Raw genomic sequence first — 16,571 nt, forward strand, 5'->3', positions numbered from 1 at the left:
CTATGCCCAGTTTTGGCTGGGCTTTTCATTTTATCCCCTATTCAACTTTTTTAAGGATAATAAAAGTGTTGCATACCTTTAAATGGATGGGCTATATTGTTGACGCGTTAGCAAAATCTAACGTCAGGCGTGGAAACCTGAAAATGTACAAGGCGACAATAGACGCCACATGCGTCTTTTTTTATGTCGTTGATAATGCCTACCTTATGGCGAATTGCGCCTATACAGATTCTATGGTGGCGTTATTGGAGCACCCGAAAGGGTGGCTGGTTACCTTGTACACCAGTATTTCCACCTCTGATAACGTCACCGCCCCTATTGAGCGTGGAAACTCTTGCGGTGACTCCTTTATCAAGTACAAGGAGATCATCATCATGATGGCTATCCCTACCCTAACTCAATTTAAATTCCTCTTTTTGAGCGTTAAACGCGCAGATACCACGGCTAAACCTTGTCGTCTTGAAGTAACAGCATCTAATGAACATGATGCCCGTTTGTCTCTCTCTCGTGATTATGTTTTATCATTTGCGGGGCAAATTCCTCTGCACACAGGAGGAAATGCACAATGAAAAAAGGTTTATCTCAATTGACTACGCTGTCTTCTGTGGGTGAAAAGCAACTCATTCGCACGGCACAAGTTACTGCATTTATTTCTGAACTTTTAGTCAGCCACAGCATGACAGGAAGCGAAGTCGTATCTTGTGAAGGTATGGGCGCACTGATGGAATGCCTTTCTGAGCAAATGGAATCCATTATTCAAGAAAGCAGTTTAATGAATGAGGAGATCAAGTCATGACTCAGACTCATTTTTCATCAGAAACACCCTCTGTCACCGATATTGTGAAAGCGTCACAAGGACGCTGGCTCTATATCCTAACTAATCTCGGTATTACCGTACCTGATAACCATAAACACGGTGCTTGTCCTAAATGTGGAGGTAAGGACCGATTTCGTTTTGATGATAAGAACGGCAAAGGCACATGGTTTTGTAATCAATGTGGGCACGGTGACGGGTTAGATTTAGTTAAATTGGTAACAGGGAAAGAGACGAAAACGGCGTGTCAGGAAGTGAGTAAAATAATTTTATTACCTACATTTAAAGAAATAGCGCCAACCCAGATTAAAAAAGTTAGCGCTAAGAAAGGCATTGAACATTATGAAAAAATAAAAGCATTCTCCTCTTTAGGTGAAAGTCAGTATTTAATCAATAAAGGGTTCGCCAACCATCAATGCTTAATAACTCGCCAACAGTATACACAGGGTGAGTTTAGCTTTCCAGTGGGCTCTTTATTGCTTCCGTTGGTTGATACTGATTCGGTGATTAAAGGCGGGCAACTGATTAGCCTAAACGGTGAAAAAAGTCTGTTATCAGGCTCAACTCTTTCGGGCTCTTTTATTATCGTTCGCCAGCCAGAGAAGAAGCCTTTAGAGCAAATCGTTATTACAGAAGGCTTTGCCACGGGATTAAGTCTCTCAAAATGCCTTGATGCGCTCATTGTGGCGAGTGTTTCCGCGACTAACTTAGTGAAAGTCGCTCAACAGCTACGGGCGCAATACCCTGACGCGAAGATAATTATCGCAGGGGATAATGACTTTGTGGATGGTAAAGACAACACGGGAAAAATGTGGGCGGAGCGTGCAGGGAAAGCGGTTGACGGATGGGTGACATTACCGCCAACGCACTATAAAGCCGATTGGGATGATTTCCGACAAGAAAATAGCCTTGAAAAACTCAAAGAAGCGTTCTTTGAGGAAATGACGTATTACGGCAAAGACCGTACTCGCTTACCGCAAGGTTTTCGTCTCACGCAAGAATATCTGTGGTTTGATAAACAAATCACCAAGTCAGACGGTGATATCGAAGTCAGAAACATCAAAATCAGCAGTCCAATAAAAGTTACCGCGATTACGTGTGATGCGGATGGGAGTAACTACGGGCGTTTATTGGAATGGGAAGACACTTACGGTAATTGCCGTAAATGGGCAATGCCCATGGAGATGTTAAGCGGAAGTGGTGAAGAGTTACGCCGTGTGCTTTTGGTGAACGGATTATCTTATATCAATATCTCAGGACAGGCGCGCGCCCATTTAATGGAGTATATCTCCCTTTGTCGTCCAGAGAGAAAAGTCACTTGTGTAAATAAAACAGGTTGGCATGGCAATGTATACGTTCTGCAAGATGAAGTGGTCGGCAACGGGGCGGACTCGGTAATTTTACAAACATCCAGTGTTCAAGGTAAAGACTTTAGAGTCTCAGGCACAAGCGAACAATGGCGTGAGCATATTGGTAAATATTGTGTCGGTAATGCTCGCCTTGCCTTTTCGGTGAGCCTTGCCTTTGCTTCTCCTTTATTACGGTTAGCAGGTGTAGGCGGTGGCGGTTATCACTTAAAAGGTGAATCCACAGACGGTAAAACAACCACAATGAAAGTGGCATCGTCAGTGTGTGGCGGTACGGATTATTGGTATACATGGCGTGCTACGGGGAATGCCCTTGAAGGAACGGCTTGCCGTCGTAATGATGCCACGTTGATGTTAGATGAAATCAGGGAAGTAGACGGACGCGAAGCGGGTAACATTGCTTATATGCTGGCAAACGGACAAGGAAAAGCGCGCGCCAAAACAGACGGCAGTGTCCGAGAGACTAACCGTTGGAATCTCTTATTCCTATCAACAGGGGAACTCTCGCTTGTTGAACACGCTTCAAACGCAGGCGAACGCACTTATGCGGGGGTTGAAGTGCGGATGATACAAATTCCGAGTGACTCTGGTAAATACGGTGTTTTTGAAGACCTACACCACTTTACCAGTGGTAAAGCAATTGCCGAATACCTTGAACATGCCGTCACGCGCTATCACGGTACGCCCTTTCGCGACTGGCTCAAATATATCACTAACAATTTATCTGATGTGTCGAATACCGCCAAAGCCTTATTGAAAGAGTACACCACAAAATTGATGCCTGAAAATGCAGGGAATCAAGTGGGTCGTGCTATTACACGCTTTGCGTTAGTCGCTATGGCGGGAGAAATGGCCACACGTGCAGGTATTACAGGCTGGAAAGAAGGCGAAGCGTTTATATCGGCTAAGAAATGCTTATCTGCATGGATGAAAGAACGCGGGCATACGGCAAATCAGGAAGATATGACCGCATTGGAGCAAGTTAGTGATTTTATTTCTCGACATCAATTTAGCCGTTTTGCGGATTGGTACGATGAATACAGCCGACCTGCAAGCATGATGGGTTTTAGGCGTGTTGAAAAAGACACGGGTAATGGTGAAAGCAGTATTACCTTTTATGTGTTACCCACTGCATGGAAAGAAATCTGTAAAGGGTTTGATGCCCGTAAAGTGGTGCGTTTGTGTGTTGAAAAAGGGTGGCTGGAAACGGGTAAGGATGGAAAAACGCAAACCAGTATTCGCCTGCCAGAAATAGGCGTTAAACGGGTTTATGTCTTTAATAGCGACGTTTTAGGCTGTTCCGAAATAGAGTAAGAAAAACTGACCGTCTTATGTTTTTGGTGTAACAGGTGTAACAGGTGTTACAAGATTGATTTTAAAGGTTTTTATCTGTTACACCTTTTGTTTTTAAATGGGTAACAAGGTGTAACACAGCCGATTTGTTACACCTGTTACACCTCTGTTTTTTGAAAGTGTAACAAAATAAAGTCTTATAATTCAACGGTGTAACACCTGTTACACCTGTTACACCTCAAAATAGCAAGAGATGTATTTAATTGGCTTTTTTCTGGCGGGCATAGCGCCCGATAAGGAGAAACAAGGTGAAATTAATAAAAGTGCTTTGTCCTGCATGTTCAGCAAAAGCGAAGATCCATTACATTAAAATGAAAGGCGAAAACAATGACCCTGAATTGTATTGTGCTTGTAATGACTTGGAGTGTGGCATGACGTTTGTTTTAGATGTCACTTTTTCACACACATTGAATCCCAGTAAATTAACGCAATCTCATCCTTCCATTGAACAAGGAGAAAATAGTCATGTTATTTAAAACAACACCGTCTATTTCTGTCGAAGTGAACCAAAATTCAATGGTGATTAATTTATCTGGATTTAGTGCTGAGGATGCAATAAAAATTATTCAAGCTCTCGTATCAGAACAAGTAAAACATCCATTGTTACCACCCTACTCCTGATTTGTTTTTTCATTCGATTTCAGTTTGAATTTTCTGTGAACCCGCATGAATTAGGCATTTCAGTTTTTCATGTGGGGTTTACATTAAAAACAATTCTCACGTAAAGTATGAAAATTCTTTTATTTTCATGATATTACAAGCCTGCTTGATTCTCTCTTTTTTTCGTCAAACTGAAATAACCTGAAATCTTTTTCAATCATTTCAGTTTGACGCTGATGCAAAGAACCCAGTTACCATGCGCTCTCGCGATATGTTTTGTAAAAAATTCAAACTGAAATAATTTTAAGATCCAAATTGTGCAGGCGGGTGCGGTGTAGTGCATTTTACGTCATATTTTATTTTACGTCGTGGCTCTAGCTGGCGTTGTAATGAATGTAGGCAAGCGAGTTTTAATTATGGATATTGGGTAGTGTTAGAGGGAAATAACGTTGTAGAATGGCATGAAAGAAGGTATTCAGATAAATAAGCATAAAGTTTAAAAATAATTTTATAAAAAATAATACTGTGTAAATGAAAGGTTTTATCGACACCTTACCTGCTAATTTTTCTTATATCTAAACATAAAAATCATTTAGTATATAGTTACAATAGTAAAATTTTATCTTGGAATTGATAATGAAAAATAAACTCAACTTATTTGAAGAAATAAACCTACAAATAACTAATTTTAAACTAGAAGAAGCTTATGTAAAAACAAAGAAACTAATGGAAGAATCAGAAAAAATACATAATGAAAAAATAAAATCATTATATATTAGCAATATAGCTTCATTCTTAATAGATATAGGTCATTTATCCCGTGACATGAAAATTATAAATGAGGGACTGAATATTTTAACAGAAAACAGTGAAATCATAAAAAAAACAATACCAGAGCACGAATATACATATAATTTAGCTAATGCAAAACTCTCTCTAATCAATAAGAAAAAACAAGATGACATGAATTTTGACGACATTATAAAAATTAATGAAGTTAAAAATCTTTACTGGAAATCATACAAAGAATCATATCTTGAAAACAAAGAAGTTAAGCCGGAGTTACTAGTAAATTTAGCTAACACTCTGAAATTACAGTTTAGATTAGTTGAGTCAATAAATTATTACGACATAGTAAATAATGAAAATGGAAGTATATTTCAATCTTGGATTAATCGTTCTGAAACATTATTTATGTTAAACAACATTTCTAATTCATATTCAATAAAACAATTAGAAGAAATAAAAAGGTTATGTTAAATCATGTATTATAAATAAGAACAATACAGATTTTAATAAATTTTACAAAGAATGCATTTCTTGGATAGATGATAAAATAAAAAAAATAAAAAAAGATAATAAAATCCCAGACAACATAGAGGATGAATTACAAACAATAGATGAATATAATAAATTATCTGATTACAAGAAATTTTGCTTAGATAATAGGTTGATGCTATCTGAACATTCGCTATATTGTAATTGCATAAATGCCTCTGAAGATGATTTATCTATTATTCCTCAAGCTGGTGGAGTGATTGGAGATTTTATTCCATCAATGGAAATGGCTCTTAATAGATTAAAGTCTGAATATTATTTAGCAAGAAAACAATACTTTGAATACATTGAAAGCATCAATAATTATTATTCATATGATGATGAATTTTATTCAGAGCTATATAACAGTGAGCTTTTAAATATTAACATTGAAAAATTAAAATCTTCATTTAGACTTTGTTTTGGTATATTTGATAAAATAGCCGTAGCCATAAGCAAGGCTTATAATATAAAAAACAAAAAATCATTTTATTTTCACAACTTTTGGGAGTTAGGTGATAATAATAGAAAAGTTTTCTTTGAATCAATTAAATCACCAGGATTACTTTCTTTATTTAGCATTGCAATGGATTTAAACAATAAAGAAGGAGAACTAGGTTTTTTTAGAAATTGGCGAAATGCATTAGAACATAAGTTTATAATAATATATAGCGGAAATAGCACTGAAGATTTATATGATTCATATTCTTATTTCAATGATATAGAATTTATAAATGAAAAGGATTTTTTGGAAAATTTTAAACTATTAATAAACATTACTCGTTCTGCTATTTTTTCATTTGTTTTTGCTATACGCCATAAAGGGAATGAAAATTTAGAGAAAAATAAAAATATTAGCTTTAAAAACACTATAAATAAAAAGATAATTTAACTAAGTATAGTTGAACTATAGTAATTCATCATGTCTGTTCTTCCTTCTAAATACAAAGCATGATTATAAATTCCACGGATGGAATTTTTATCAACATGAGCAAGCTGTAACTCTATCCATGCACTATCAAAACCTTTTTCATGTAAAATGGTACTCATCATATGGCGAAAGCCATGCCCTGTTAATCTGCCTTTATAACCTATCTTTTCAATAACTTTATTAATACTCGCTTCACTGATTGGTTTTCTTACATCATTTCGACCAGGAAATAATAATGGGTAATATCCTGTAATTACTTTTAACTCATTGAGTATCGCAATAACTTGTGGGGATAATGGTACTAAATGAGGACGGCGCTTTTTCATTCTCTCTTTGGGTATTTCCCAAATAGCATTATCGAAATCAAATTCTGACCATTCAGCTAGTCTCAATTCAACAGTCCTAACACCTGTCAGCATTAACAGCTGGGTGGCATACTTCGTTATTTTACTGCCTTGATAGTTATTTAACGCTTTAACAAAATCAGGGATCTCATCTTCACGTAAAAATGGGAAGTGTTTAGTTTCAGGCTTATTCATTGCTCCCGCTAAATCAGGGGCAGGATTATATTTTACCCTACCCGTTATGACCGCATAACGAAAAACCTCACCACAGCGCCTACGGATTTTATTTGCTTGTTCTAATGCACCTCTTTTCTCAATTTTTTGAAGTACAGCTAATAATTCTAAGGGAGCAATTTGGTCGATAGGTCGCTTTCCTATATAGGGAAAAATATCATTTTCAAAACAACGCAATATCTCGCTTGCATAACCATCACTCCATGTAGAGCATTTAGAGCTATGCCACTCCATCGCTACCGCATAAAACGTATTTTCTGTTGCGTATCTTAACGCTATCTTTTCTGATTTACGGGCATCGCTTGGATTAATATTCTCAGCTAACTGTTTTTTAGCTTCATCACGTTTCTTTCTTGCTTCAGCTAGTGTGACTTGCCCATATACGCCCAACGAAATCATTTTAGGTTTGCCCGCAAAACGATAACGGAAACGCCATCCTTTAGAGCCATTAGGTTCAACCAATAGAGATAATCCGTTACCATCATTCAATGTATACGGCTTTTCTTTGGGATTAGCTTTGCGGATTTGAATATCTGTTAATGGCATAATGTGTATAGTTTTTCCATTGAATCTAGAAGTACACTCAATTTTATACACATTAGTGGCTGGATTCCAGTAAACATCTTAGAACATTACTGAACACTAATTTTAAATAACCTATTGTTTAAATTATTATTTAATACATTATAGAACATCATGAGATGTATAGATGGCGTTCCCTACAGGAATCGAACCTGTAACTAGCCCTTAGGAGGGGCTTGTTATATCCATTTAACTAAGGGAACATACGTAGGAAGATAAAGCATGACTTATGGACGGGCTACATTTTACCCCCCTCACTCTCTATTAATCAAGTTTTAACGCACTGATATTGGAAGGAATTTTTTTGTTTCTTTTTTGAACAATACAATTTGACTTAAAAAGTATCTGATAAATATCATTATCATTGATTATGTTTACTCTTATATATGTCTGTTTTATTAAAACTCTTTCAATCGTTTTAAAAACAATTTCGGTGAATATCCCATCTCTTTATTAAACATTGCACTAAAAGCACTCGGATTTTCATAACCCAGCTCTAAAGCAACTTCAGTAACTGAATCTCCTTTCTTTAAAGCGGTTAACGCATACATTAAACACGCTTTTTGGCGCCAATCTCGAAAAGAAAGTCCAGTCTCCTTGTGAAAAAGACGAGTAAATGTACGTAGGCTCTTATTTAATTTTTCAGCCCACATTTCTGGTGTTGTGCGAATATTAGGTCGTGACATAAATTCAGTACACAATTCATCTAATAAAGCATGTTGCGGTAATGGCGTAAAATAAGGTAATGGCTTAGCTTGGGATAATTCATGACAAAGCAAAGTCAATAATGCGCTATCTCGCCCGCCTAAATCATAAAGTAAAGGAAGTTCATTGGCAGAAAGTAATAACTGATGAAGCAGAGGGGAAACTTGTAAAACCTCACAACATTCTGAATGGCGAGGAATTTTATTAGGCTCAATATAGAGACTATAAGTACTACTACCCAACATTAGCACTTGATGTACTTTTTCTGCGGGGATCCATACACCACTGTAAGGCAATACAATCCATTGACCATCTTCTGTTTTGACTTTCATTACCCCACTAGGGGCATATAAAAATTGCGCACGCCGATGATGATGAGCTTCAAGTAATGTGTCATAAGGATAATCAGAGCCTAATGCCAAAATATCACGAGGAAGATCATCCACACTGTTGATATCGATATTACGCATAATATTTAAATTGTCCTAAATTCGTATAAACTTGTCATTATCGCGTGGGTAAGCCATCACTTTATTCTATATTGTTAATCTCCTGACTCAACAGGAGATTTGAAATGACACTCTGGCTGATTTCTTTTGGTTTAATTTCAGGCATCACAACATGGTTATTTGGCTTTGGCGGAGGTTTTATTACTGTTCCCTTACTCTATACACTTATTCTGACACTTTGGGGAATAGACAGTTTACCTGCCGAACATGCTATGCAAATCGCAGTTGCTACCTCTGCATTAATTATGTTGTTTTCTGCGACAGTCACAACCATTAAACACCATAAAGCCAAAAGGCTTGATTGGAATATCATGTCCATTCTGTTTATGGGTATCGCTTTTGGTGGGATCTTAGGTGCTCTTCTCGCATTAACAGTTGAAGGTACGTGGATCAAATGGATCTTTATTGGTTATCTTTTTATCACTATTTTAGATTGTTATTTTCGCCCCGGTTTTATGGCTCCGACTCACAACTCAAAAAAAGTGATTAAAGCAAGAGAAACGGTTAATGGCACAGTAATTGGTATTATCGCTGCTTTTTTAGGCGTTGGAGGGAGTGTGATGACAGTACCTTTATTGCGTCGTAGAGGAACCCCCATGGCACAATCAGCAGCAATGGCAAATACATTAACCTTACCTTTAGCTCTCACGGCAACATTTACTTATGTCGCTCTTTCTTTTACGTCACCTTTAAATAGTGAATCAGGTTTTATTGGTTATATTTGGTTAAAAGCTGCACTTATTCTGATTTGTAGTACTTGGGTTGGCTTGAAGATCTCTGAACGCTTTTTATCTCGCATTCCTGATAAATGGTACGCAAGAGTTTATCCTCTGTTATTGAGTCTTGTTTTAATTGTCATGCTGTTTTAAATCCTTTCTTCTATATAGACAATACCAAGACAATAAATAACGGAAAAAACAATAACGACTACACATAAGATGGTGACTTTGAGTATTCAAAAGAGTCGCCATTTTTTAACATTTCACCTCATCTTTTTCCTACGCATCTTCACCTAGCATTAATGTTATTGAGACACATAAAACAAAAAACATCTCTTTTTGACAATCACGACACAGCTCCATAACGATTAATATCATTAATTAATATTTAAACATAATGAACAATAATTTATAAATTGTCTCATTTTTAGTATCAATCTGATCACGTCTCGATGAATATTTTTTGTATAAAAAAACACCTATTTATTTTTCTATTTTATTTTCATTTATCATCATAATAATAAGTTAGCTATTTTTCAGAAGAAGATAATTTAAGAAGAAACTGGATTTAAATAACATCAAAAGTATTATTTATTATGATTTTTAAATAACAAGTTAATTACAATATAATGTCATTTCGATATATAAATAATTATATATCGATAGGCTTTTTTGTCAAATTTTAATTATTATTAATCATATATTTTAAATACACTTTAATAAAACAAATTAATCATATAAGCCCGTGAATTTAAAAGAACTATCCATCAATCCCTTATCCCTTAAAATCCCCTATTCCTTCCCCAGATTTTTATAATAGCATTTAATAGAAGAAAATAATTATCATTTAATTTTGTCTATTTTAGTTAATTTATTTAGTGATATTTATTAACTTCTTATTCTCTATTATTTATTATTTACAACTAACTCATCACTTATGGATTAATAAAATGGAGGCGCCTTCAAATATTTATTTAATCGTCCGTATATAATATTTAGCTATAAGAAGAAACTGGAGGTTATATGAGTATTAGTCGTCGTTCTTTCATTAAGGGGATGGGGATAGGATGTGTGGGTTGTACCGTGAGTAGTTTACCACCAGGTGCACTTGCATTTAATCCTGTAGATTTTCTTAAGGGTCAGTCAACATTAACACCTAGCCTATGTGAAATGTGTTCTTATCGTTGCCCGATAGAAGCTCAGGTTGTTAACAATAAAACTGTATTTATCCAAGGAAACAGAAACGCAGAGCATCAAAGTAGCCGAGTTTGTGCAAGAGGTGGAAGTGGCGTTAGCCTCGTTAACGATCCAAATCGTATTGTCAAACCAATGAAACACAAAGGCCCACGAGGCGCTGGTGAGTGGGAAGTGATAAGCTGGGAACAAGCTTATAAAGAAATTGCAGAAAAGATGAACGCCATAAAACAAAATTATGGTGCAGAAAGTATCTCTTTTTCATCTAAATCAGGTTCACTCTCTTCTCATCTTTTCCATTTGGCTGCCGCTTTTGGCTCTCCAAATACCTTTACACACGCATCTACTTGCCCGGCAGGCAAAGCCATTGCAGCATCCGTTATGATGGGTGGCGATCTTAAGATGGATTTAGCGAACTCTAAATATATTCTCTCTTTTGGTCACAACCTTTATGAAGGCATTGAAGTTGCTGAAACACATGAGTTAATGACAGCGCAAGAGCGTGGTGCAAAATTAGTCAGTTTTGATCCTCGTTTATCAGTTGTTTCAAGTAAAGCAGATGAGTGGTTCGCAATCCGTCCTGGCGGCGATCTGCCAGTTCTAATGGCAATGTGCCATATCTTAATTAAAGAAGATCTCTACGATAAAGCGTTTATTGAGAAATTTACGGTAGGTTTCCCACAATTAAAAGAGGTTCTACAAGACACAACCCCTGAATGGGCTCAAGCACATTCTGATGTTCCAGCTAAAGATATTGTTCGTATTGCTCGTGAGATTGCAGCAAAAGCACCTCACGCACTGATTATGCCAGGTCACCGCGCAACCTTTAATAAAGAAGAAATTAATATGCGTAGAATGATCTTCACCTTCAATGCGTTACTTGGCAACATTGAACGTGAAGGCGGTATGTATCAGAAAAAAGCAGCGACAAAATACAATAAATTAGCAGGTATTAATGTTGCGCCTGAATTAGCGAAACCAAGCGTTAAAGGTATGCCTGAAATTACCGCAAAACGTATTGATGCTACAGCTCCTCAATTTAAGTACATCAATAAAGGTGGCGGTATTGTTCAATCAATTATCGATTCAACATTAGAAGGCGTGCCGTATCAAACACGAGCATGGATTATGTCTCGTCATAACCCATTCCAAACAGTGAGTTGTCGTCCTGATCTAGAGAAAGCCGCACAGAAATTAGACTTAATTGTTAGCTGTGATGTGTATTTAAGTGAAAGTGCCGCTTATGCCGATTATCTTTTACCTGAATGTACCTATTTAGAACGTGATGAAGAAGTTGCTGATGTTTCAGGGTTAAACCCAGCTTATGCATTACGCCAGCAAGTTGTCGAACCGATTGGTGATACTAAACCAAGTTGGTTAATTTGGATGGAATTAGGTAAAGCATTAGGATTAGAAGCCTGTTTCCCTTGGGAAAATATGGGAGTAAGACAGCTTTATCAAGTTAATGGTAGTGAAGAACTTTATAAAGAGATGCATAAAAAAGGCTATATCTCTTATGGTATTCCACTGTTATTACGCGAACCTTCTTATGTAAAAGCCTTTGTTGAGCAATATCCAGATGCAATTAAGCATGTTGATAGCAACAATACAATGGAAAAAGCCCTCTCCTTTAAATCACCAAGTGGCTTAATTGAAATCTACTCTGAAGAATTAGAAAGCCGTTTAGAAAACTACGGTATTCCACGCTTCCACAACTTCCCATTAAAAGAAAAAAACGAGCTTTATTTTATACAAGGTAAAGTCGCCGTTCATACTAATGGTGCAACACAATATGTACCGTTATTAGCTGAATTAATGTGGGAAAACCCTGTTTGGCTTCACCCTGAAACAGCTAAAAACCATGGAATTAAACATGGTGATGAAATCATTCTGGAAAACAGTATAGGCAAAGAAAAAGCACATGCTTTGATAACGGAAGGCATTCGCCCTGACACTGTATTTGTTTATATGGGATCAGGTGCAAAAGCAGGTGCGAGAACAGCAGCGACTACAACAGGCGTTCACTGTGGCAACTTATTACCTCATGAAATTAGTCCTGTATCAGGTACTGATGTGCATACATCAGGTGTCAGAATTAGTCGGGCTTAAGGAAAAAAATAACAATGAACAATAATGATAAACAATTTGTCATGTTACATGATGAGAAACGTTGTATTGGCTGCCAAGCTTGTACTGTTGCGTGTAAAGTCATCAATGACATTCCTGAAGGATTTAGCCGGCTTCAAGTCCAAATTCAAGGCCCTCATGACGACGAAGCGGGTAATCCACATTACCAATTTTTCCGTGTTTCTTGCCAGCATTGTGAAGATGCACCTTGTGTTTCTGTTTGCCCTACTGGTGCCTCTTTTATTGATGAGAATGGTATCGTTCAGGTGAAAAAAGAGCTGTGTATCGGCTGCGATTACTGTGTTGGTGCTTGCCCTTACCATGTTCGTTATATCAACCCAATGACGCATATCGCAGATAAATGTAACTTCTGTTCTGATACTCGATTAGCTGAAGGTGAATTACCTGCATGTGTATCGGTATGCCCAACAGATGCACTTGCTTTTGGTCGCATTGACTCACCTGAAATTCAGGCTTGGATCAAACAAAAATCCGTTTATCAATACCAATTAGATAATGTCGGAAAACCAAGTTTATTCCGTCGTAAAGAAATCCATCAGGGAGATAAAGCATGACTAGTATCTGGGGAGCAGAACTCCATTATACGCCAGATTATTGGCCTGTATGGTTAATGGCAGCTGGTTTATTAATTGTTGCTATGATAGCAGTATTAGTTATTCATGGCTTACTACGCTATGCCCTTGCACCAAAACATTCTGGTCATTATGAAGAAGAACGCGTTTATTTATACTCTAAAGCAATTCGTTTTTGGCACTGGGGTAATGCTTTACTGTTTATCCTATTACTATTAAGTGGATTTTTAGGGCACTTCTCTATCGGTAATGTCACTTCAATGGTGCTATTACATAAGATCTGTGGCTTTGTACTGATTGCATTTTGGATTGGTTTTATCCTTATCAATCTAACAACTAGTAATGGTGTACATTACAAAGTAAGATTTAGTGGGCTAATTGGTCGTTGCATCAAACAAGCTCGCTTTTATCTTTATGGCATAATGAAAGGCGAACCTCATCCTTTTGCAGCAACTGAAACTGACAAGTTTAACCCTCTTCAACAACTCGCTTACTTAGGTGTGATGTTTGGTTTAGTGCCGCTGTTATTGGTTACTGGATTATTATGTTTATATCCTGAAGTACTTGGTGAAGGCTATTGGATGCTAAAAGCACACTTAGTATTAGGGATCGTGGCATTAATGTTTATTTGTGCGCACTTCTACTTATGTACACTGGGTGACACTTTTACTCAAACATTCCGCAGTATGATCGATGGTCATCACCGTCACCAAAAACATGATGATCATAGTTCAATAACAGAAAAAACAGAGCATTAATTTCTCAAGATCCCTTCTGTTACGATCCATTTCCTCAAATGCCCGCTTAAGCGGGCATTTTTTGATCTAAATTCAGAAACAATTTCATAATTTTATTATTAGCAAATATATCATTTTATTTACATGTTATTCGGTGTATAGTCGGCGCCCACCCTCGTTATATATAATTTTATACAATGATATACATTGCATTCGCGATATATATCGTTATATAAATTTTTTAATATCGATGGGTTTATATAACTAAAAAATACATTTTGGGAATCTATCGTGAAGAAATTTATCATTTCGACAATAGCTTGTGCTATAGCACAAACATTAGCTGTATCAGCAAGTGTAGCCGCTGATAATGCTGAAAAAATCGTCGTTACTGCACAACCAGTAAATAATAGTGAAGCAGGTGCGGGATTTGTTACTCGTGAAGTTGATATGGGGCCATTAGGCGAGAAAAAATGGTTAGATACCCCTTATACAACAAATACTTTTACTCAATCTATGATTGAAAATCAACAAGTCACTAGTGTTGCAGATATCTTAAAATATAATGCCTCTTCTCAAATGCAAGCACGTGGCGGTATGGATGTTGGCCGTCCTCAAAACCGCGGAATGCAGGGCAATGTTGTTGCTAACTCTCGTTTAGATGGTATGAATATTATTTCTACTACAGCCTTTCCTATCGAAATGCTTGAGCGTGTAGATATTATCAATGGTCTAACAGGTTCACTTTATGGACCAGCAAGCCCAAGTGGGCAATTCAATTTCACACAAAAACGTCCAACTTTAAAACGCTTAACGTCACTTAATGCAACTTATGTCAATGATAACCAATTTAAAGGCCATCTTGATTTAGGTGGTTTTATTGATGATAACAACACTTTTGGTTATCGCATTAATCTAATGCATGATGAAGGTAAAGGTTACGTCACAGGTAGCAAAACACGTCGCCAGCTAATCAGTACCACATTTGATTGGAATATCTCGTCTGATACTGTGTTAGAAGTGAATTTTAGTGATTATTGGTTTAAAAAAATGGGTTACCCTGGTGCATTCTCTTATGGACCAAAAGTTAGTGCATTACCCGATGCACCAGATCCAACTAAAGCTGGCTATGGTCAAGCTTTTGCCGGCGTTGATCTTCATACCAGAACAGTAAGTAGCCGACTAAAACATGATTTTAACGAAGATTGGCAAATCAGTGTAGCAATTGGTTATCAAACGGCTGATCGCGGATTCCGTTCTGTTTCTAACCAATTAAGTCATGATGGTAAGCAATTTACACCAACGTTATCAGTACCGACAACTTATGGTCGTTTTACTGTTTTAAGCAATTCTGTCAATGTTAATGGTCATGTGATGACTGGCGCACTATCTCATGATTTAATTCTCGCCACTAGCGGTTATCGTTGGGATATTTATGGCGCAAATGGTGATGATCAAAAATTCACATTACCAACTCAAGATATTAATAATCCACATCGTTACGATGATCCTTCTCATGAAGGCTTTTACACTGGCTCTGCTCGTACTAAAAACAGTCGCTCACAAGTTCAATCCTTTACTCTAGGTGACACCATTACCTTTAATCCTCAATGGTCAGTAATGGGATCGCTAAGCCAAAACTGGATCAAAGAAACGTCTTATCGTGCTGGTGGTGGAAATCACACCGAAAATGGATTAAGTCCTGCTGTCGCATTAATGTTTAAGCCTATTCCTGAAGTGATGACTTATGTTTCTTATGCTGATTCATTAGAAGAAGGGGATTCAGCACCAAACACTGCCGACAACAAAAATGAAGCACTAAAACCTTATCGTAGCGAACAATGGGAAATGGGGATTAAATCACAAATTGGCGATCTTAATTTAAATGCGGTTATTTTCCAATTAGAGCGCCCTTTTGCCTATGTGGGTAACGACAATATCTTTAAAGAACAAGGTAAACAACGTAACCGTGGGTTAGAGCTTATCGCTAACGGAAAAGTCACTGATGAGCTTTTCGTTTTTAGTAGCATGACTTGGTTAGATCCTACTTTAACCAACACAGGAAATCCTCAAACACAAGATAAAGACGTTGTAGGTGTACCAAAATATCAAGCTAATTTATTAGCTGAATACCATTACCCTACCTTGCCAAATGTTATCTATAGCGCCAATGTTCACTACACAGGTAAACGCGCAGCAAATACCACCAATACGATGTGGGCAAAAGCCTATACCACACTCGATCTGGGTGCGCGTTATCAAACACAATATTGGGATAGGAAAACCACTTTCCGCCTCAATTTAGATAACGCGACTAATGAGCATTATTGGGCATCTATTTTCTCTGGTAACCAAAATGGCGCAATTGGGGGAGCAAATGCTTTCTTAGGTACACCTCGCCAAGTTTCCGCTTCTGTAAGCATTGAGCTCTAAGAGGAAAACGAA

Annotated in this window: 15 protein-coding genes and 1 tRNA gene; 13 read left to right on the forward strand and 3 right to left on the reverse strand. The window is 37.1% G+C overall.

Translation table 11 applies throughout. From position 1 onward, the window contains the following. The first annotated feature begins 86 nt into the window (after positions 1–86). From DK857_RS07120 to DK857_RS07145, 8 genes are all read left to right on the forward strand, one after another. On the forward strand, positions 87–569 hold the full coding sequence (locus DK857_RS07120; protein ID WP_109401899.1) for a host cell division inhibitor Icd-like protein: 483 nt from the start codon (positions 87–89) through the stop codon (positions 567–569). Further along, positions 566–796: a hypothetical protein gene (locus tag DK857_RS07125; protein WP_109401863.1), complete on the forward strand. Its 231-nt coding sequence runs from the start codon at positions 566–568 to the stop codon at positions 794–796. The genes DK857_RS07120 and DK857_RS07125 overlap by 4 nt, the downstream gene beginning before the upstream one ends. Then, positions 793–3,495 (forward strand): DUF927 domain-containing protein, encoded by a 2,703-nt coding sequence (locus tag DK857_RS07130; protein WP_109401864.1) that lies wholly within the window; start codon positions 793–795, stop codon positions 3,493–3,495. Before DK857_RS07125 ends, DK857_RS07130 begins: the two co-directional genes overlap by 4 nt. 287 nt (positions 3,496–3,782) lie before the next feature. Continuing rightward, positions 3,783–4,010 (forward strand): ogr/Delta-like zinc finger family protein, encoded by a 228-nt coding sequence (locus DK857_RS07135; RefSeq protein ID WP_227003130.1) that lies wholly within the window; start codon positions 3,783–3,785, stop codon positions 4,008–4,010. Further along, on the forward strand, positions 4,000–4,155 hold the full coding sequence (locus DK857_RS19125) for a hypothetical protein (RefSeq protein WP_157957598.1): 156 nt from the start codon (positions 4,000–4,002) through the stop codon (positions 4,153–4,155). The genes DK857_RS07135 and DK857_RS19125 overlap by 11 nt, the downstream gene beginning before the upstream one ends. 316 nt (positions 4,156–4,471) lie before the next feature. Next, on the forward strand, positions 4,472–4,621 hold the full coding sequence (locus DK857_RS19130; RefSeq protein WP_157957599.1) for a hypothetical protein: 150 nt from the start codon (positions 4,472–4,474) through the stop codon (positions 4,619–4,621). Positions 4,622–4,770: 149 nt separating this feature from the next. After that, complete coding sequence (locus DK857_RS07140) at positions 4,771–5,394, forward strand: hypothetical protein (protein WP_109401865.1); 624 nt, start codon at positions 4,771–4,773, stop codon at positions 5,392–5,394. Positions 5,395–5,587: 193 nt separating this feature from the next. Beyond that, positions 5,588–6,343 (forward strand): LA2681 family HEPN domain-containing protein, encoded by a 756-nt coding sequence (locus DK857_RS07145; protein WP_109401866.1) that lies wholly within the window; start codon positions 5,588–5,590, stop codon positions 6,341–6,343. On the opposite strand, the gene DK857_RS07150 is transcribed toward DK857_RS07145, so the two are convergent. The 3 genes from DK857_RS07150 to DK857_RS07160 form a co-directional block, all read right to left on the reverse strand. After that, a complete protein-coding gene (locus DK857_RS07150; protein ID WP_109401867.1) occupies positions 6,340–7,506 on the reverse strand; it encodes a tyrosine-type recombinase/integrase in 1,167 nt (388 codons plus the stop codon). The genes DK857_RS07145 and DK857_RS07150 overlap by 4 nt on opposite strands. Before the next feature lie 164 nt (positions 7,507–7,670). Then, positions 7,671–7,745 (reverse strand) — tRNA-Arg (locus DK857_RS07155). A gap of 195 nt (positions 7,746–7,940) precedes the next feature. Continuing rightward, positions 7,941–8,717, reverse strand: a complete 777-nt coding sequence (locus DK857_RS07160) for an AraC family transcriptional regulator (RefSeq protein ID WP_109401868.1) — start codon at positions 8,715–8,717, stop codon at positions 7,941–7,943. A 104-nt stretch (positions 8,718–8,821) separates the two neighbouring features. Here DK857_RS07160 and DK857_RS07165 point away from each other — a divergent pair, with 104 nt between their 5' ends. From DK857_RS07165 to DK857_RS07185, 5 genes are all read left to right on the forward strand, one after another. After that, positions 8,822–9,625, forward strand: a complete 804-nt coding sequence (locus tag DK857_RS07165; protein ID WP_109401869.1) for a sulfite exporter TauE/SafE family protein — start codon at positions 8,822–8,824, stop codon at positions 9,623–9,625. A gap of 873 nt (positions 9,626–10,498) precedes the next feature. Further along, complete coding sequence (gene phsA / locus DK857_RS07170) at positions 10,499–12,778, forward strand: thiosulfate reductase PhsA (RefSeq protein WP_109401870.1); 2,280 nt, start codon at positions 10,499–10,501, stop codon at positions 12,776–12,778. A gap of 14 nt (positions 12,779–12,792) precedes the next feature. Then, a complete protein-coding gene (locus tag DK857_RS07175; RefSeq protein WP_023581663.1) occupies positions 12,793–13,371 on the forward strand; it encodes a 4Fe-4S dicluster domain-containing protein in 579 nt (192 codons plus the stop codon). Then, positions 13,368–14,147: a thiosulfate reductase cytochrome B subunit gene (gene phsC, locus DK857_RS07180; RefSeq protein ID WP_109393018.1), complete on the forward strand. Its 780-nt coding sequence runs from the start codon at positions 13,368–13,370 to the stop codon at positions 14,145–14,147. The genes DK857_RS07175 and phsC overlap by 4 nt, the downstream gene beginning before the upstream one ends. A 270-nt stretch (positions 14,148–14,417) precedes the next feature. After that, the gene (locus tag DK857_RS07185) at positions 14,418–16,559 is read left to right on the forward strand and encodes a TonB-dependent receptor (RefSeq protein ID WP_227003131.1); all 2,142 of its coding nucleotides are present in this window, start codon (positions 14,418–14,420) and stop codon (positions 16,557–16,559) included. Positions 16,560–16,571: the final 12 nt, after the last annotated feature.

This window comes from Proteus terrae (assembly GCF_003144325.1).
Lineage (GTDB): Bacteria > Pseudomonadota > Gammaproteobacteria > Enterobacterales > Enterobacteriaceae > Proteus > Proteus terrae.